This is a genomic window from Methylobacterium sp. FW306-05-D, from assembly GCF_058782155.1.
The window spans coordinates 118,173-136,130 of record NZ_JBYSXL010000004.1; the positions used below are offsets into that span (position 1 = coordinate 118,173).

16 protein-coding genes are annotated in these 17,958 nt (G+C 72.2%); 10 read left to right on the plus strand and 6 right to left on the minus strand.

All coding sequences use genetic code 11. The features are described 5' to 3' along the window. The first annotated feature begins 15 nt into the window (after positions 1-15). The gene (locus AC3WLN_RS03305) at positions 16-1,014 is read left to right on the plus strand and encodes an acetamidase/formamidase family protein (protein WP_492479508.1); all 999 of its coding nucleotides are present in this window, start codon (positions 16-18) and stop codon (positions 1,012-1,014) included. Between the two features lie 25 nt (positions 1,015-1,039). Here AC3WLN_RS03305 and AC3WLN_RS03310 read toward each other — a convergent pair whose 3' ends face one another. Next, positions 1,040-2,062, minus strand: a complete 1,023-nt coding sequence (locus AC3WLN_RS03310) for a zinc-binding alcohol dehydrogenase family protein (protein ID WP_492479509.1) — start codon at positions 2,060-2,062, stop codon at positions 1,040-1,042. Between the two features lie 154 nt (positions 2,063-2,216). Then, on the minus strand, positions 2,217-4,610 hold the full coding sequence (locus tag AC3WLN_RS03315; RefSeq protein WP_492479510.1) for a thiamine pyrophosphate-binding protein: 2,394 nt from the start codon (positions 4,608-4,610) through the stop codon (positions 2,217-2,219). 106 nt (positions 4,611-4,716) lie between these two features. Here AC3WLN_RS03315 and AC3WLN_RS03320 point away from each other — a divergent pair, with 106 nt between their 5' ends. Together AC3WLN_RS03320 and AC3WLN_RS03325 are read left to right on the plus strand one after the other, a co-directional pair. Beyond that, positions 4,717-5,202, plus strand: a complete 486-nt coding sequence (locus AC3WLN_RS03320; RefSeq protein WP_492479511.1) for an Lrp/AsnC family transcriptional regulator — start codon at positions 4,717-4,719, stop codon at positions 5,200-5,202. A 91-nt stretch (positions 5,203-5,293) separates the two neighbouring features. Continuing rightward, positions 5,294-5,512 (plus strand): hypothetical protein, encoded by a 219-nt coding sequence (locus AC3WLN_RS03325; protein ID WP_492479512.1) that lies wholly within the window; start codon positions 5,294-5,296, stop codon positions 5,510-5,512. 32 nt (positions 5,513-5,544) lie between these two features. Here the strand turns inward: AC3WLN_RS03325 and AC3WLN_RS03330 are convergent, their stop codons facing one another. Beyond that, entirely contained in the window at positions 5,545-5,742 is a 198-nt protein-coding gene (locus tag AC3WLN_RS03330) for a DUF2735 domain-containing protein (protein ID WP_492479513.1), read from the minus strand. A gap of 471 nt (positions 5,743-6,213) precedes the next feature. On the opposite strand from AC3WLN_RS03330, the gene AC3WLN_RS03335 reads away from it, so the two are divergent. From AC3WLN_RS03335 to AC3WLN_RS03350, 4 genes are all read left to right on the plus strand, one after another. Further along, a complete protein-coding gene (locus AC3WLN_RS03335; RefSeq protein WP_492479516.1) occupies positions 6,214-6,639 on the plus strand; it encodes a helix-turn-helix domain-containing protein in 426 nt (141 codons plus the stop codon). Positions 6,640-6,781: 142 nt separating this feature from the next. Further along, a complete protein-coding gene (gene metK / locus AC3WLN_RS03340; protein WP_492479517.1) occupies positions 6,782-7,960 on the plus strand; it encodes a methionine adenosyltransferase in 1,179 nt (392 codons plus the stop codon). A gap of 4 nt (positions 7,961-7,964) precedes the next feature. Beyond that, the gene (gene trmB / locus AC3WLN_RS03345; protein WP_492479518.1) at positions 7,965-8,720 is read left to right on the plus strand and encodes a tRNA (guanine(46)-N(7))-methyltransferase TrmB; all 756 of its coding nucleotides are present in this window, start codon (positions 7,965-7,967) and stop codon (positions 8,718-8,720) included. Between the two features lie 313 nt (positions 8,721-9,033). Further along, positions 9,034-10,728, plus strand: a complete 1,695-nt coding sequence (locus tag AC3WLN_RS03350; protein ID WP_492479532.1) for an HWE histidine kinase domain-containing protein — start codon at positions 9,034-9,036, stop codon at positions 10,726-10,728. Between the two features lie 28 nt (positions 10,729-10,756). Here the strand turns inward: AC3WLN_RS03350 and AC3WLN_RS03355 are convergent, their stop codons facing one another. After that, positions 10,757-11,755 (minus strand): hypothetical protein, encoded by a 999-nt coding sequence (locus AC3WLN_RS03355; protein ID WP_492479520.1) that lies wholly within the window; start codon positions 11,753-11,755, stop codon positions 10,757-10,759. 249 nt (positions 11,756-12,004) lie between these two features. Here AC3WLN_RS03355 and AC3WLN_RS03360 point away from each other — a divergent pair, with 249 nt between their 5' ends. The 3 genes from AC3WLN_RS03360 to AC3WLN_RS03370 all read left to right on the plus strand — a co-directional run bounded on the left by AC3WLN_RS03360 (position 12,005) and on the right by AC3WLN_RS03370 (position 15,330). Next, a complete protein-coding gene (locus tag AC3WLN_RS03360) occupies positions 12,005-12,604 on the plus strand; it encodes a superoxide dismutase (RefSeq protein WP_492479521.1) in 600 nt (199 codons plus the stop codon). A gap of 455 nt (positions 12,605-13,059) precedes the next feature. Then, a complete protein-coding gene (gene murJ, locus AC3WLN_RS03365) occupies positions 13,060-14,595 on the plus strand; it encodes a murein biosynthesis integral membrane protein MurJ (RefSeq protein WP_492479523.1) in 1,536 nt (511 codons plus the stop codon). 75 nt (positions 14,596-14,670) lie between these two features. Then, positions 14,671-15,330: a haloacid dehalogenase type II gene (locus AC3WLN_RS03370; RefSeq protein WP_492479524.1), complete on the plus strand. Its 660-nt coding sequence runs from the start codon at positions 14,671-14,673 to the stop codon at positions 15,328-15,330. A 31-nt stretch (positions 15,331-15,361) separates the two neighbouring features. On the opposite strand, the gene AC3WLN_RS03375 is transcribed toward AC3WLN_RS03370, so the two are convergent. Further along, entirely contained in the window at positions 15,362-17,050 is a 1,689-nt protein-coding gene (locus AC3WLN_RS03375) for a methyl-accepting chemotaxis protein (protein ID WP_492479526.1), read from the minus strand. A 270-nt stretch (positions 17,051-17,320) separates the two neighbouring features. Beyond that, positions 17,321-17,947, minus strand: a complete 627-nt coding sequence (gene tlpA, locus AC3WLN_RS03380) for a thiol:disulfide interchange protein TlpA (protein ID WP_492479534.1) — start codon at positions 17,945-17,947, stop codon at positions 17,321-17,323. Positions 17,948-17,958: the final 11 nt, after the last annotated feature.

Here is a 17,958-nt window from a genome sequence, read left to right on the forward strand (position 1 = left end):
CCCCGAGGAGCCCCCATGTCGCAGCATCACGAGATTCCCGCCACGCCCGAGGCCATGGTGCTGGGCTACTTCGACGCCGCGCTGCCGCCCGTGCTCGAGATCGCCTCCGGCGACACCGTCACGCTGCATTCCTTTCCGGCGGGGGGACGGGAATCGCTCCACCCCGATCCCGCGCGGGTGCCCGAGGATTATCGCCTCGCCCTCGATACGCTGGTGCAAGGGGCCGGGCCGCATTTCGTCACCGGCCCGGTCCATGTGCGCGGCGCCGAGCCCGGCGACGTGCTCCAGGTCGAGATCCTGGACCTGAAGTTCCGCATGGACTGGGGCTTCGTGGCGATCCTGCCGCTCCTCGGCACCCTGCCGGACGAATTCACCGACTACGAGACCATCCACCCCGACATCGACGTCGCCCGGGGCGTCGCGGTGCTGCCCTGGGGCACGGAACTGCCGCTCGATCCGTTCTTCGGCATCATGGGCACGGCCCCGCCCGCCGCCTGGGGCCGGGTGGGATCGCCGGTGCCGCGCGGGTTCGGCGGCAACATGGACAACAAGGAGCTCAAGGTCGGCACCACGCTCTACCTGCCCGTCTACAATCCGGGCGCGGGCTTCTACGCCGGCGACGGTCACGGCGTGCAGGGCGACGGCGAGGTCTGCATCACCGCCCTGGAGACCGGGCTGACCGGCACGTTCCGCCTCACGGTGCGCAAGGACCTCGGCTATTCCTGGCCCTTCGCCGAGACGCCGACGGACCTGATGTCGATCGGCCTGCACGAGAGCCTCGACGAGGCCATGCGCCAGGCCGTGCGCGAGATGGTGCGTCACGTCTGCGCGCGCACCACCCTGACCCGCAACCAGGCCTACATGCTGTGCTCGCTGGCCGGGAACCTGCGCATCACCCAGACGGTGGACGGCAACAAGGGCGTCCACATGCTGATGCCGAAGGCGGCCCTGCAGGCCAATCTGTCCGCCGCCGGCGGTCACGCTCCCGAGCCCGTGCTCACGCCCGGCCGATAGGGGCCGGGACGCTTCACCCGCCGGATCAGTCGTCGAACCCGGCGAGGACGACCTTGCCCTTCGCCGTCCCGCTCTCGATGAGCGCGTGGGCCCGTGCCAGGTTGGCGGCGTCGATCGGACCGAAGGTCTCGCTCAACGTCGTGCGCAGCCGTCCCGCATCGATCAGGCGGGCGATCTCGGTCAGGATCGCGTGCTGCCGGTCCATGTCGGCGGTCTGGAACAGCGAGCGGGTGAACATCAGCTCCCAGTGCAGCGACAGGCTCTTGGCCTTGAGCGGCATCACGTCCAGGGTCTCGGGGTCGTCGATCGGGCCGAGGCGTCCCTGCGGCGCGAGGAGCTCGATGATCTGCGGGAGATGCGCACCGGTCTGCGTCGTCGCGAACACGAACCCGGGCGCGCCGGGAAGACCGAGCGCCGCGACCTCGGCGGCGAGGGGCTTCGCATGGTCGATCACGTGGTGGGCGCCGAGGTCCCGGCACCATTGCGCCGTCTCGGGGCGCGAGGCCGTGGCGATCACGGTGAGGTCCGTGAGCTGCCGGGCGAGCTGGATCGCGATCGAGCCGACGCCGCCGGCGCCGCCGACGATTAGGATCGCGGGGGCGGCACCCGGCACGGGCCTGGCGACGTCGAGCCGGTCGAACAGCATCTCCCAGGCGGTCAGCGCGGTGAGCGGCAGCGCCGCGGCGGCGGCGAAATCGAGGGAGGCCGGCTTGGCACCGACGAGGCGCTCGTCCACGCACTGGAACGCGGCGTTGCTGCCCGGCCGGTCGAGCGCACCGGCGTAGAACACCGCGTCGCCGGGCTTGAACAGGCGCGCCTCCGGTCCGACCGAGACCACGGTTCCGGCCGCATCCCAGCCGAGGATCTTCGGCTCGCAGCCCTGCCTGTAGGCGCCCTGGCGCACCTTGGTGTCGATCGGGTTCACCGAGACGGCCTCCACCCGCACGAGAAGGTCGCGTCCGGTTGGAACAGGATCGGGAAAGGTGGTGTCGAGGAGGGCGTCCGGCGCATCGATCCGGGCGCCTTCGGTGTAGGTGACGGCACGCATCGGTCTCTCCCAGGATGTCGCGACGGGCGGCCCCGCGCCGCCGTCCCGGACCGTCTCATAGCGGGCCGCTCCCTCCGGCGCAGCGGCGCGGCACGCGCATCACGCCCGCGCTGCCGGAGGGGGCCGGGGCAGGGGGCATCGCCCGGGGCCCCGCTCAGGCCAGGCGCAGGTGCCGGATCTGCCGGCCCGGGGCGATGGCCTGGGCCGCCGTGGCGATGCCGCGCGCGTCGATGCCGAAGTGACGGTAGAGGTCGGCGATCGTTCCGGTCTGGCCGAACTGCGAGACGCCGAGCGCCCGGGTGCGGTGGCCCTTCACCGAGCCGAGCCAGCCGAGGGTGGCCGGATGGCCGTCGAGGACGGTGACGAGGCCGCATTGGGCGGGCACGTCGGCGAGCAGGCGCTCGATGTGGCTCGACGCCTCTGGCGATCCCCGTTCGCGCAGGCCCTGCGCCGCCGTCCAGCCCGCCTGCAGCCGGTCGGCGGAGGTGACGGCGAGGAGGCCGACGTCGCGCCGGTCCTCGGCCATCAGCCCCGTGGCGGCGATGGCCTCGGGGGCGACGGCGCCCTGGTAGGCGACGACCACCTCGGCGTTCGGACCGGGCCGGCGCAGCCAGTAGGCGCCCGCCGCCATGGCGGCGGCGAGATCTGGGCCGATCTCCCGGGTCGGCTGCTCCAGGCTGCGGGTCGAGAGCCGGAAATAGGCCGAGCCGCCGGCCGCATCGGGCAGGCAGGTCAGCGGGTCCGGCTCGGCGGGGCCGGAGCGCTGCATGTGCGCGAAGGCGAAGCGCAGGAGCACCGCGAGCTCGTCCACGAAGGCGGGCTCGAAGGCCGAGAGGCCGTCCTGCCCCATGCCGATCAGCGGCGTCTTGATCGACTGGTGGGCGCCCCCCTCGGGCGCGAGGGTGACGCCCGCCGGGGTCGCCACCAGGAGGAAGCGCGCGTCCTGGTAGCAGGCGTAGTTCAGGGCATCCAGGCCGCGCTCGATGAAGGGATCGTAGAGGGTCCCCACCGGCAGCAGGCGCTCGCCGAAGATCGAATGCGACAGGCCCAGGGCCGAGAGCGCGGTGAACAGGTTCGACTCGGCGATGCCGAGTTCGAGGTGCTGGCCGGACGGCGCGAAGGTCCAGTTGAAGGTCGAGGGGATGCGCTCCTTGCGGAAGAGGTCGGCCACCGTCTCCTTGGCGAAGAGGCCGCGCCGGTTCACCCAGGCGCCGAGATTGGTCGAGACCGTGACGTCGGGGGAGGTGGTGACGATGCGCGCCGCGAAGGCGGAGTCGGTCTTGGCGATCTCGTGCAGGATCAGGCCGAACCCTCCTTGCGTCGAGAGCGCGGCCTGCTTCGGAGCCGCGAGGCGGTCGGGCACGGGAATGGCCGGCGCCTCGTATCGGCGGCGTCCGCGCTGCACGAAGGGCACCTCGGCGAGGAAGCGGCGCATGGCGTCGGGCTCCACGTCGAGACCCTCGAAGGGGTCCCATTCGTGGCCGGGCCGAATTCCCATCTCGGCCCGGAAGCCCTCGATCTGGGTCGGCGTCAGCAGGCCGGCGTGGTTGTCCTTGTGGCCGGCGAGGGGCAGGCCGTGGCCCTTGATCGTGTAGGCGATGAAGCAGACCGGGCGGTCATGGGCGCGGGCCGCCTCGAAGGCTTCGAGCAGCATGGCTAAGTCGTGGCCGCCGAGATTGCCCATCAGGGCGGCGAGCTCCGCGTCCGAGCGCCGGTCGATCAGGGCCGAGACCGCGCCCTGGTCGCCGAGCTCCTCCGTCAGGCGCCGGCGCCAGGCCGCGCCGCCCTGGAAGGCCAGCGCCGAGTAGACCGGGTTCGGGCAGGCCTCGATCCAGTCCTTCAGGCGGGCGCCGCCCGGCTCCGCGAAGGCGGCGCGCTGGAGCGAGCCGTGGCGCAGCACCACCACGTCCCAGCCGAAGTTGGCGAACATCGCCTCGAACTTCGCCCACAGCCCCTCGCGCACCACCGCGTCGAGACTCTGGCGGTTGTAGTCGACGATCCACCAGGTGTTGCGCAGGCCGTGCTTCCAGCCCTCCAGCAGGGCCTCGAAGATGTTGCCCTCGTCCATCTCGGCGTCGCCGATCAGCGCCACCATCTTGCCCTCGGGCCGGTCGCCGCCCCAGCCCTTGGCGCGCACATAGTCCTGGGTCAGGGACGCGAAGAGGGTCTGCGCCACGCCGAGCCCGACCGAACCGGTGGAGAAGTCGACGTCGTCCACGTCCTTCGTGCGCGAGGGATAGGACTGGGCGCCGCCGAAGCCCCGGAAATTCTCCAGCTTCTGCCGGGTCTGGTGGCCGAACAGGTATTGCAGGGCGTGGAAGATCGGGCTCGCATGCGGCTTGACCGCGACCCGGTCCTCGGGGCACAGCACCGCGCCGTAGAGCGCCGTCATGATCGCGCAGAGGGACGCCGACGAGGCCTGGTGCCCGCCCACCTTCAGCCCGTCGGCGGAGGCGCGCAGGTGGTTGGCGTGGTGGATCGTCCAGGTCGAGAGCCAGAGGCTCTTGGCGGCCAGGGCGGCGAGGTAGGGCAGTCGCGGATCGCTCATGGTCCGATCCTAATCGCGCCGCCGCGGCGAAACTGGCCAAAAAGCCTTGCCGTCGCGCCGCGCCGTGGCACAGATACGCTGTCGAAGCGCCCGGGGGAGCCCACGCATGCCAAAACCGGTTCTCGACGCCATCGATCGCCGGATCCTCGCCTGCCTCCAGGAGGATGCCCGGCTCACCGTGCAGCAGATCGGCGACCGAGTCGGCCTCTCCGCCTCGCCCTGCGCCCGGCGGGTGCGCCTCCTCGAGGCGGCGGGGGTGATCCGGGGCTACGTCGCCGTCCTCGACCAGGTCGCGGTCGGCCTGCCGGTCAGCGTCTTCGCCTCGGTGAAGCTGGAGCGCCAGCGGGAGGAGGAACTCGACCGCTTCGCCGTGGCCGTCGCCCGCTGGCCGGAGGTGGTCGATTGCTACCTGATGACCGGGCAGCGCGACTACCTGCTGCGGATCGTGGTCGAGGACCTGGAGGCCTACGAGCGCTTCCTCAAGGACAAGCTCACCCGCCTCGACGGCGTCGCGGCGATCGAATCGAGTTTCGCCCTCGGTCAGGTCAAGCGCGCGAACGCACTGCCGATCCCCGGGGCCGCCCGCGGCTGAACGGCCGCGGCGCCGGTACGCCGTGGGGCCGGGCGCGGGACCCAATGGTGCCCGCCGGCGTTACCCGTGCTCACCCCGCAGGACCACACCGATGGATATGAACCGACTGGCCGAGACCGAGGCGGGCCTCGCCCGTGCCGACCAGGTCTGGCGCTCCGAGGTGACCCGCCTGCATGGCCCGGACGGCGTTCTGCGTTTCGGCTACGCGCCCGAGGGCCGAGGGGAGGAGGGCTCGCGGGTGCGGCGGGCCTACGAGGCGCGCCGGCATGCCGTGGCGCTGTGGCGGCACGAGCGCCGGGTCGCGGTCTGACGCGTCATTGATGGGGCCAGGTGGCCCCGGCCTCAGGGCTTGCGGGTCCGCGAGGCCTCCTCGATGGCGGCCTGGTGGTACCAGCTGTCGTAGACGGCCACTGGGGGCAGGCGCTGTCCCTTGGTCTGCGCATCCGTCTTGCCGATCCGGCTCGGCCCCTGTGCCGACGTCCTCGGCCCGGTGCGGAAGGGCAGGATCGTGGCGCTGTGCTGATGATGTCCCATAGTCATGGATCGAAAGGTCCTTTCGTGCGCTGCCTTCGCAGCGCCGTTGAACCCGAGTATAGGCGTGCCTGATCAGTTTTACATCATCAGACCCTCGCGAAAACGTTAGGATGCGAGAAATATAGGCGTGCCGTATATTCTTTCAGGATCGGTCAAGAATCCTGACCGTTCCCGGCGCGAAAGCGGGCATGATCGTTTCTTGATCGGTCGACGCCGACCCGGTCTTGCGCCGGCCTGCCGACGGAGCCTCTGTCCGCCGGCATGCGGGGCGGAGCGGATTGTCCACATGATCGCCGCGCGCCGCGCCGCTCGGCGCACGCTTCGGTTTGACGCATGCGGGAGGGAGCCATACCGTCCCGCCGGGCGCGGGGGCGGCACGTCGTCCCTGCAACGAAGCCCTCCCCGGGGCCCTAAGGTCGAGACCTCATCATGCCCTGGCGTTGCCGAGGGCTCGCAGCAGAGCGTGGGACGGGCGAGATGGCCGGGCAGAAGACCGACGCACGGGACGTGCATGTGGGGCAGCGCATCGCCGAGCAGCGCAAGAGGGCATCCCTGACCCAGAAGCGCGTCGCCCAGAGCTTCGGGATGTCCGCCGCGCAACTGCAGAAATACGAGAAGGGGACCAATCGGATCAGCGCGATCCATCTCGACACCTTCAGCCGCCTGACCGGGGTGCCGATCGCCTACTTCTTCGACGGATTGGAGCGCGGGGACGAGGCGCCGTCCGCCGAGCCCGCGGCGCCCGGCTTCTCGGAAGCGGCGCAGCAGGCCTACGCCGCCGACAACCCCTGGCTCGGGCTCGCCGACGTGGTGGTCCGGCACGTGAACACGCATTTCCCGGAGCAGGACCGGCGCCGGTTCGCCGCGATCCTCACCGCCATGGGCAGCCAGCTCGGCGACTGATCTATCGGCCGGTTCGTTCGCTTTGGCGGATTTATCCGGTCTTTCGGCTTGACCCTGCGCGGGCAGCCTGCCAGACACTCGCCCCTGTTCATCGGGAACGGCGCCGCGACAGCCTGGGCGCCCACAGCATCGGGGGCCTTCAATGCCGCGTTCGAACTATCTGTTCACGAGTGAATCGGTCTCGGAAGGCCATCCCGACAAGGTCTGCGACCGGATCTCCGACACCGTCGTGGATGCCTACCTCGCGGCGATGCCCGAGGCGCGCCTCGGCGTGGAGACCCTGGCCACCACCAACCGCATCGTGATCGCGGGCGAGGTGCGCGGCCCGGATTCGGTGACGTTCGACCACCTCACCGAGCTCACCCGCGCGGCGGTCAAGGACATCGGCTACGAGCAGTCGGGCTTCCACTGGAAGAACAACGACATCGCCATCCACCTGCACGCCCAGTCGGCCGACATCGCCCAGGGCGTGGACTCGTCCGGTAATAAGGACGAGGGCGCGGGCGATCAGGGCATCATGTTCGGCTACGCCTCCGACGAGACGCCCGAGCTGATGCCGGCGCCGATCTACTACGCCCACAAGATCCTCAAGGACCTCGCCGACGCCCGCAAGGCGAAGCAGGGCGACGCCGCCAAGCTCGGCCCCGACGCCAAGAGCCAGGTCACGGTCCGCTACGAGAACGGCCGCCCGGTCGGCGTGACCCAGATCGTGCTGTCGACCCAGCACCTCGACGAGTCCCTCGACTCGGCCGACGTGCGCGCCATCGTCGAGCCCTACATCCTGGCCGCCCTGCCGCAGAACTGGGTCTCCGAGGAGACCGTGTGGCACGTGAACCCCACCGGCAAGTTCGTCATCGGCGGTCCCGACGGCGATGCCGGCCTCACCGGCCGCAAGATCATCGTCGACACCTACGGCGGCGCGGCGCCCCACGGCGGCGGCGCCTTCTCGGGCAAGGACCCGACGAAGGTCGACCGCTCGGCCGCCTACGCGGCCCGCTACCTCGCCAAGAACGTGGTGGCGGCCGGCCTCGCCACCCGCGCGACGATCCAGCTCGCCTACGCCATCGGCGTCGCCAAGCCGCTCTCGATCTATGTCGACCTGCACGGCACCGGCCAGGTCGACGAGGCCCGGCTCGAGGACGTGCTGATGAACGCCCTCGACCTGTCGCCCCGCGGCATCCGCACGAAGCTCGGCCTCAACAAGCCGATCTACGCCCGCACCTCCGCCTACGGCCATTTCGGCCGCGCGCCGGAGGCCGATGGTGGCTTCTCGTGGGAGCGCACCGACCTCGCCGACAGCCTCAAGTCGGCCCTGTCCTGACCCCATGAACCTGGGGCGGGACCATCTCCCGCCCCATCCGGGCGGACACGGCGCGGACGGCTCGGTCGGGGAGGGCGCCGACCGCGCCTTCTACGGCCGCCGCAAGGGCAAGCGCCTGCGCGCCGGCCAGGAGCAGCGCCTGGCCGAGCTGCTGCCGGCCCTCCGCCTGAGCCTGCCGCCGGCCGGAGACCGGCTCGACCCGCCGAGCCTGTTCCCGGTGCCGGTGGACGAGGTCTGGCTCGAGATCGGGTTCGGCGGCGGCGAGCACCTCGCCGCCCAGGCGGCCGCCCATCCCCGCACCGGCATCATCGGGGCCGAGCCCTTCGTGAACGGGGTCGTCAAGCTGCTGCGCGCCGTGGACGAGGCCGCCCTGCGCAACGTCCGGGTCTGGGACGAGGACGCGACGACCCTGCTCGCGGCCCTGCCGGATGCCAGCCTGACCCGGGTCTACCTGCTCTATCCCGATCCCTGGCCGAAGCGCCGGCAGCGCAAGCGCCGCTTCGTCTCCGAGGGGGCCCTGGCCGAGATCGCCCGCGTGCTCAGGCCCGGCGGCGTGTTCCGCTTCGCCAGCGACATCGACGACTATGCGGGCTGGACCCTCGTGCGCGCCGCGCGCCGTCCGGACCTCGTCTGGACCGCCGAGGCGGCGACGGACTGGATGCGGCCCTGGGCGGACTGGCCCGGCACCCGCTACGAGGCCAAGGCCCTGGCGGCCGGGCGTCCGCCGAGCTATCTCGAATTCCGACGCACCGGGCCCTAGCGCCGCCCGGGCCGCCGTCGTCCTCGTGCCCCCGGCGCTGCGGCGCCGTCATCCTTATGATGGGGTTGTACGGGAAACACGCATCTCCCATTTCAGCCCGGCCTTGTTCCGCCCGGCCTTCGGTTGTCTGATAGGCGCCGACCGCGGGCCGGCCTGCGGGCGGAGCGCGGTCGCGAGTCCCTGACACGACGTCGGACTCGCCGAGCGAGGATGTGGCGTGGACGACGCTTCGGACAAATCTGCCATCGCGGGACTCGGATCGGACCCGGCCTCTGAGCCCGGTCCGGGGCCGGCATCCGGGCCGGGGCGGGACCTGCACGGGACGGCCTTCGCGCAGGCGCCCATCGGTCTCCTCGTCGTCGACGGCGCCGGCCTCGTCCGGGAAGCCAACCCCCACCTCTGCGAACTCCTCGGCTATGCGCCCGGCGCCCTCGACGGGCGGGCGCTCTCGGTCCTCGGCGCGGTGGCCCAGCGCGTCTGCATCCGGCGCTGGCTGCGCGCGGACGGGACCGGCCTCGACATGCGCATCCGCCCCTCGGCGCGGCGCGACGACCTGCAGGTCCTCGTCGTCGAGGCGGTCGATCCCGACGAGGTCGTGCGGGCCGAGGAGAACCGCGCCGCCCTGACGGCGGCGGGGCTCGGCGAGTGGCGCTACGACTTCGCCGACGGCCGGGTCGTCCTCTCGCGCCGGGCCGCCCATCTCCTGGGCCATGCCGCCGACAGGCCGGTCACCTGGGCGGTGCTGCAGGACGCCCTGGAAGCCGGGGAGGTCGCCCGCATCCGCGCCCAGGTTCGCACCGCCCTACGCGACGGCGCGCCCTTCGCCTTCGAGTGCCGCCTGCGCCGGGCCCGGGACGGTGCCGTCATCGCCGTCGGCGTCCGGGGGCAGGCCATCCCGGCCGGCGAGGGCATGGGTCGGCCGACGATCCTGGTCGGCGTGGTCGAGGACGTGACCACCCATGTGGAGGCCCGCAACGCGCTCCGCGACGGCGAGCAGCGCCTGCGCATCGCCACCTCCCTCGCGGCCCTCGGGATCTTCGAGTGGCACATGCTCGACGACCAGGCCGTCTGGGAGAACGAGCGCATGTTCGCGATCTTCGGGCGCAGTCCCGCCGACGGGGCCGTGGGGAAGCGCGAATTCCTCGAGACCCTGCTCCATCCCGAGGACCGCCCCGGCTTTCGCGCCGCCATCACCCGGGCCCTGCGCGAGGACAGCGTCCTGTCGGTGTCGGGCCGCATCCGCCGCAGCGACGGGGTCTGGCGGACCCTCGATTTCGCCGGGCGCTTCGAGCGCGACGCCCCCGGCCGCCTGCCGCGCCGCCTGATCGGGGTCGTGGCCGACGTGACGGAGCGCCGGCTCGCCGAGGAGCGCCAGACGCTGCTGATCCGCGAGTTGCACCACCGGGTGAAGAACACCCTGGCGACGGTGCAGGCGATCGTCGGATCGACGGCCCGGACCGCGTCCAGCATCGAGAGCTTCTACGAGGCCTTCGTCGGCCGGATCATGTCGCTGGCCCACACCCACTCGGTCCTCACCGAGGACACCTGGCAGACCGCCTCCCTGCGCACCCTGCTCGCCAACGAGCTCAAGCCCTACGCGGAGGGCGCCCTCGACGGGGCCGAGGATCGCGACGCCCGGATCCAGCTGTCGGGGCCGCCCGTCGACATGTCGTCCGAGATCGCGGTGCCGATCGGCATGGCGATCCACGAACTGACCACGAACGCCGCCAAGTACGGTGCGCTCTCGACCCGCGACGGCCGGGTCGCGATCGCCTGGTCCCTGGAGCCCGGCGGCCCGGCCGGCACCCTGCACTTCAGCTGGGTCGAGAGCGGCGGCCCCACGGTCAGCCCGCCCAAGCGCCAGGGCTTCGGCTCGCGGCTGCTCCAGCGCGTGCTGACGGCACAGGTGCGGGCCGAGGTCTCGATGGACTACCCGCCGGACGGGTTCACCCTGACGATGCGGGCGCCCCTGCCGGTCCGCAACGCGGCGCTGAATCCGCTGGCCTGACGGGCGCCGGGGCTCCCGGAGCGCCGGGTCAGGCCGCGCCGCGGCTGTCGGTTTCCCCGCCCGCCTCGACGAAGGCCTTGAGCTCGTCGAGGGAGCCGAAGGTGAAGCGGCCGCGCGGCGTGTCGGCCTCGATCACGCCGGTGGAATACATCACGTAGGTGTTGCCGCCCGAGGCGTAGGTGCCGACGACCTGCGGCTCCTCGTCGACGGCGGGCTCGGGCTCGACGGGGGGCTCGGGCTCGGCGGCGGGCGGCTCGGGCGCCGGTTCGGGCCTGTCGGCCGGCGCCTCCGCGAATGTGCCGGTCTCGACGAGGGACGGACGCAGGGCGATCGGTTCGGGCGCCGGAAGGGACGCGGTCTCTGGCTCTGGCTCGGGTTCGGACTTGGTCCCGGGCTCGAACGCGGGCTCGCTCTTGAACGCGGGCACGGGCTCCGCGAACAGGGGCGCGTGGTCCGGCGGGGCGGCCGGCTCGGGCGCCGAGCGTTCGAACAGGTCGTCCTCCGTCGCGCGCAGCTCGGGCTCCGCGGTCCGCGGACGATCCTGGGGCTCCTCCGCGGGCAGCAGGTTCGGCAGCAGCGGCTCGGCGGCCTGCGGCTCCGGCGGCGCGGGATCGAAGAAGGTCGGCTCCAGGCCGGGGCGGGTGGAGGCGGCGCCCCCGAGGCTCGCTCCGAGGTTCGCACCCAGACCGGCACCCAGACCCGCGCCGGCGCCGAGGCTCGCGGCGGTCAGGCTCGGCCGCGGGCGCGGGGGCGCGCCCGTCTCCGGGCTGCCGCCGACGAAACCGGTCTCCACCGGAGCGGCCGGGGGGGGCGCCGCGCGGGCCTCGCCGAGGGCCTGCGCCAGGCCGCGCAGGCGGCCCGCGACCACCGCCAGCCCGAGCACCACGGCGCCGGCCGAGGCCGTGGTGGCGCCCGCGATGGTCATGGCGAGGCCGCTCTCCAGCCGGACGAAGGGGAATCCCTGGATGACCGATACGATGCCGCCGACGATCATGACGGCGGCCAGCGCGAACAGCGCGATGCTCATGGACTTCTCGACAAACGCCTGCACCTTCAGATGCGGCGCGCACACTAAAGGCCTGGGAGGCATTTGCAAAACCCGCGATCGGCCGGCTCGCGCGTCCTCGCGCCTCACCCCCGGGCCGAGGCGCGCCCATGGGCGCCGGGCATCGACTTCGCCCCGGCATCGACTTACGTAACGGCGCGTTGGTGCGGAGTCCGCGCACGGGTCGCGCGAAATCCAGCGTCCAATGTCTCACGAGCCGGAGAGTTGCCCATGACCTTCACCCTGCCCGAACTGCCCTACGCCTACGACGCGCTCGGCCCCTACATGTCGAAGGAAACCCTCGAGTTTCACCACGACAAGCACCACAAGGCCTATGTCGACACGGGCAACAAGCTGCTCGAGGGCACGGGGCTCGAGGGCAAGAGCGTCGAGGAGGTCCTGACCGCGGCCTACGGCAACAACCAGCCGCTCTTCAACAATGCGGGTCAGCACTACAACCACATCCACTTCTGGCAGTGGATGAAGCCCAACGGCGGCGGCGCCGCCCCGGGCGCGCTCGCCAAGAAGATCGACGAGGATCTCGGCGGCTTCGAGAAGTTCAAGGCCGACTTCATCCAGGCCGGCATCGGCCAGTTCGGCTCCGGCTGGGCCTGGCTCGCGGTCAAGGACGGCAAGCTCGCCATCATGAAGACCCCGAACGGCGAGAACCCCCTCGTGCACGGCGCCAAGCCGATCCTGGGCGTCGACGTCTGGGAGCACTCCTACTACATCGACTACCGCAACCGCCGTCCCGACTACCTCAAGGCGTTCATCGAGAACCTGGTGAACTGGGAGCACGTCGAGAAGATGTACGGCGAAGCCACCGCGTAAGACCCGACGATCTTACGGCCTCGCCGCGAGGCTCGGGACCGGCTCGTCCTCTCGAAGGATAGGGTCGTCGCCAACGGCGCCCGGCTGACCGGAGTTCGCCGGCGGCACGCCCTCGTCCCGGAGCCGCGCAGCGGAGTCCGGGATCCGGAAACGCAGGTGGTGCGAGGGTTCGCACGGTCGGCGGCTCCGGATTCCGGGCTCGCCTCCGGCGACCCGGAATGACGGCGCGGTGTCCTGGGCGATTGTCCCGCCGAAGGCGAGGGGGACCCGATTCGCAGGGGCGGAGTCGCCCAGTCCGGCGATCGCCGCCAGCGGGCTGTCCGTCAATGCGAGGCGCCAGGCGCCCGACCATCGAACGGTACCGCGCGAACGGTTCCGCGTTTGCGCCACGCGCGGCGGCATGGTCTAGGCCTCGCCCGACACTCCCAAGCCCCGCGTCCCGGCAGTCCTGATCCATGATCCGCAGCATCCTCTCCGTCGGCGGCTGGACGCTGGTCTCCCGCGTCACCGGCTTCGCCCGCGACGTCGTGATGGCCGCGATCCTGGGGGCGGGGCCGCTCGCCGACGCCTTCGTGGTGGCGTTCCGCCTGCCGAACCACTTCCGGGCGATCTTCGGCGAGGGCGCCTTCAACACCGCCTTCGTGCCGAGCTATGCCGGCCTCTCGGAGACGGACCGGGCCGAGGCCGGCGCGGCGCGGCGCTTCGCCGACCGCATCTTTACCCTGATGCTCCTCGTGCAGATCGCCGTCCTGGCCCTCGCCCTGGCGGCGATGCCCTGGGTGGTGCGGGCCCTGGCGCCGGGCTTCTCCGAGGAGCCCGAGCGCTTCGCCCTGGCCGTGTCGCTGACCCGGATCACCTTCCCGTACCTCCTCTTCATCACCCTGGTCACCCTGTTCTCCGGCCTCCTCAACGCCCATCGGCGCTTCGCGGTGGCGGCCGGCGCGCCGGTGCTGCTCAACCTGTCGATGCTGGTCGCGCTGGGCCTCGCCGCGCTGTTTCCGAACGCCGCCTACGCCGCCGCCTGGGGCGTGACCGTCTCGGGCGTGCTGCAATTCGCGCTCGTCTGGTGGGAGTGCCGGCGGGCGGGCATCGCCCCCGCCCTGACGACCCCGACCCTGCGCGACCCGGCGATGCGGCGCTTCTTCACGGTGCTGGGCCCGGCGGTGATCGGCTCGGCCGGGTTCCAGATCGCCTCCTTCGCCGACACCATCCTGGCGAGCCTCCTGCCCACCGGGGCGATCTCGGCGCTGTGGTACGCCGACCGGCTCTACCAGCTGCCCTTCGGGGTCATCGCCATCGCGGCCGGCACGGTGCTGCTGCCGGAGATGAGCCGGCGCATCGCCGGCGGCGACGTCGCCGGGGCGCACGCGGCGCAGAACCGGGCGGCGGGCTTCTCCCTCGCCCTCGCGGCGCCCTTCACGGTGGCCTTCCTCACCCTGCCGGCCCTGATCATGGCGGCCCTGTTCCAGCGCGGCGCCTTCGGGGCCGAGGATGCGGCCCGGGCGGCCTCGGTGCTGGCCGCCTACGGGCTGGCGCTGCCCGCCGTGGTGCTCCTGCGCAGCGCGCTGGCGAGCTTCTACGCTCGCCAGGACACGATGACCCCGCTCATCGCCTCCCTCACCGCCATCGCGATCAACGTCGCCCTCAAGGTGGTGCTCACCGGGCCTTACGGCGTCACCGGCCTCGCGATGGCCACCGCCATCGGCCAGTGGGTCAATCTCGGCATCCTGGTGGCGCTCGCCTGGCGGCGCGGCTGGATGGCGCCGGGCCGGACCCTCGGCGTCACCGTCCTCGGCGTCGTGGCGGCCTGCATCGCGCTCGCGGCCACCGCCGTCTACGGCCTGCCGCTGGCCGAGGCCCTGGTGCCGGCCCTGCCGCGCCTGCGCGAGATCGCGGTGCTGGGCCTGCTCGGGATCGCCGGAACGCTGGTCTACGCCGTGCTGTTGTTGGGGACGCTGCGCCTGTTCGGAATCCGCCTGCGGCGGGCCTGAGCCCACGCCCGACCCGCGGGACGGCGCAGGCCGCCGTCCCGGAGGGGATCGACCCACCGCTGTGAGGAGTCCCGCATGGCCGAATCCCCCCGCATCGCCGTCTTCGACGCCTACGGCACCCTGTTCGACGTCCACGCGGCGGTGGCGCGCCATGCCGCCGCGATCGGGCCCGAGGCGACGGCCCTATCCGAGACCTGGCGCGCCAAGCAGCTCGAATATTCCTGGGTGACCGGCCTGATGGGGCGCCACGCCCCGTTCTGGGACCTGACCGAGCGGGCCCTCGACTACGCTCTGGCGCGCTGTCCCGGCGTCGACCGGGCGCTCCGGCCCCGCCTGCTCGACGCCTATCGCGACCTCGACGCCTACCCGGAGGTCCCCGGCGCGCTCCGGGCCCTGCGCGCGGCGGGCTGGCGGACCGCCCTCCTCTCCAACGGCGACGCGGCCATGCTGGAGCGGGCGGTGGCCTCCGCCGGGCTGGCGGATGCCCTCGACGCGGTGCTCTCGGTGGAGACGGCCCGGACCTTCAAGACCGCCCCGGCCGCCTACCGCGTCGCCACGGAGCGGTTCGGGGTGGCGCCCGGCGCCGTGCTGTTCTGCTCGTCGAACCGCTGGGACGTGGCGGGCGCGGCCGCCTTCGGCTTCCGGCCGGTCTGGGTCAACCGCACGGGGCTGCCCGACGAGTACCCGGACGATCCGCCCGAGCGGGTGATCGCGGGCCTCGACGCCCTGTTCTGAGCGCAGCCCTTGGGCCGCCCGGACGCGGCCGTCAGGCCGCCCGGATGGTGGCGAGGAAGTGGGCGACCTGTCCGCCGAGCGCGTCCGACTGGCGCGCGAGGGCGGAGGCCGAGGCCAGCACCTGGGCGGCGGCCGCACCGGTCTCCTCGGCGGCCCCGGCCACGCCGGCGACGTTCTGGGTGACCTCGCCGGTCCCGACCGAGGCCTGGGCGACGTTGCGCACGATCTCCTGGGTGGCCGCGCCCTGCTCCTCGACGGCCGCCGCGATGGAGGTCGCCACGTCGCTGATCTCGCGGATGCGGCCGGTGATGCCGCCGATCGCCTCCACCGCCTGGCCCGTGGAGGCCTGGATGCGGGCGATCTGGCCCGTGATCTCGTCGGTGGCCCGAGCGGTCTGGTTGGCGAGTTCCTTGACCTCGGCCGCGACCACGGCGAAGCCGCGTCCGGCTTCCCCGGCGCGGGCCGCCTCGATGGTGGCGTTGAGCGCCAGCAGGTTGGTCTGGCCCGCGATGGTCGAGATCATCGCCACCACGTCGCCGATGCGCTGGGCCGCATCGCTGAGGTCGCGCACGAAGGTCGCGGTCTGGCCGGCATCGGTCACCGCCTCGCGGGCGAGGGTGGCCGAGCCCTGGACCTGGCGGCCGATCTCGACCACGGAGGAGCCGAGTTCCTCGGCGGCCGCCGCCACCGTGGTGACGTTGGAGGAGGCTTCCTCGGCGGCCGCCGCCACGGTGACGGAGCGCTGCGCGGTCTCGCCGGCATTGACCGACATGCTGCCGGCGGTGGCCTGCAGCTGCGCCGCCGCCGTGCCGACCTGGGCCACGACACCGCCCACCGCGGCCTCGAACTGGTCGGCGAGATTGCGCATGGTCTCCCGGCGCAGGGCCTCGGCCCCGGCCCGGGCCGCCGCGGTCTCGGATTCGAGGGCGCGGGTGCGCAGGAGATTGTCCTTGAAGATCTGCACGGCGCCCGCCATCGCGCCGATCTCGTCGCCGCGCCCGGCTCCCGGCACGGCGATCGTGGCGTCGCCGTCGGCGAGGCGGCCCATGGCGTCGGTCATCCGGCGCAGGGGGCGGCTGACGCCGAGGGTGAGGCCGATGGCGGCGCCGGCCGCGATCAGCAGGGCGAGGCCGACGAGGATCGTGGTGACGAGGGTGGCGGTGTCGTAGGTGTCCTGGGCGTGGGCGCCGCTGGCGGCGGCGCTGCGCTCCTCGTACTCGACGAGCTTCTGGAGCGGGCCGAGCACCGTGTTCACCCCCGTCGACATCTCCACGTTGTAGAGGCGCTGTGCCGTCGCGCTGTCGCCGGACTTCACCAGCCCGATCACCGATTCCTGCATCGCCTTGTAGGCGGTCCAGTTCGTCTCGAAGGTCTGGTAGAGGGCGGCGGTCTCCGGGGCCTTGGGCCGCGCGGCGAAGGCGGCCTGGACGGCGGTCATCTCGGCCTCCCGCTTGGCCAGGGTCGCCGCGACCTCGTTGCGCAGCTCGGGCGTATCGGCGGTGATCAGCCGCGCGCCGTTGGTCCGGGTGCGCAGCACCAGCACCTGGATCTTGCCGAGGAGTTGCACGTTCGGGACGCGTTCGTCGCGCATCTCGCGCGCGACCTCGTTCACGGAGCGCAGCTGCACCAGCGCCGACACGCCGATCCCCGCCACGAGGAGGAAAACGAGGCCGAAGCTGAGGAACAGCTTCGTTCGGATGGAGAGGGAGAGGAGCGACATGATGCGACGAGCCGGATTCAAGAGCAGGATGTCGATCTTGACCAGCGAAGATTAAAATTTCGTCCCGATCCGAGAGGTCGCGACTTCTGTTGAGTAGACTTGTCTATGAAACGGACATTACATCGACGTTGCAGCAGAAGGAAATGATTCAACGACGTGGTTCGTGCGGACCGAAGTCCGCGCACGGGTGATCTCCCCTGTTGCAGGAACGAATCCTGATGTGATCCTGGGTTGTGGGGTTCGATTCCGTGGCACCCTCCATCGAAGCGGTCAGGATCGGCCCAGGGCGGCCTCGATCAGCCGGATTCCGTCCGCGCTGTCCCACTCCGCCGGCCCCTTCATCACGCCGAGGGTGCAGCCGCGCCCGTCCACCAGCAGGGTCGTGGGCAGGCCGAGGGAGCCGGTGGCCTTCTGGATCGCCGGCAGCACCCGGCCGCCCGGATCGGCGTAGTAGGCCAGCCGGGCGATGCCGTTCCGCTTGAGCCAGGCGGGGGGCGCGTCGAGGTTGCGGGTGTCGACATTGATCGCCACCACGGTGAAATCCGGGCCGCCGAGGCGGGCCTGGAGCCGGTCGAGGGCCGGCATCTCGGCCTTGCAGGGGGCGCACCAGGTCGCCCACAGGTTCACGAGGCGCAGGCCCGCCACGCCCGCGAGGCTGGCCTCGGCGCCGTCCGGTCCCCGGAAGGCGAGGGCGGGGGCGGGCACCGGCGGGACCGCGACCTGGAGGGCGGCGACCTCGCCCCGCGCCAGGGGCGCGATCCGGTCCGCCGCGGCGGCCGAGGCCGCGCAGGGAGCGGAGTTGCCGCCGGTCGAGCCCGTCCCGTATACGGCAAGCCATGCGCCGCACAGGGCGACGAGGGCGGCTCCGCCGGCGAGGATCGCCCGGATGCCGGGCATCATCGTTGCTT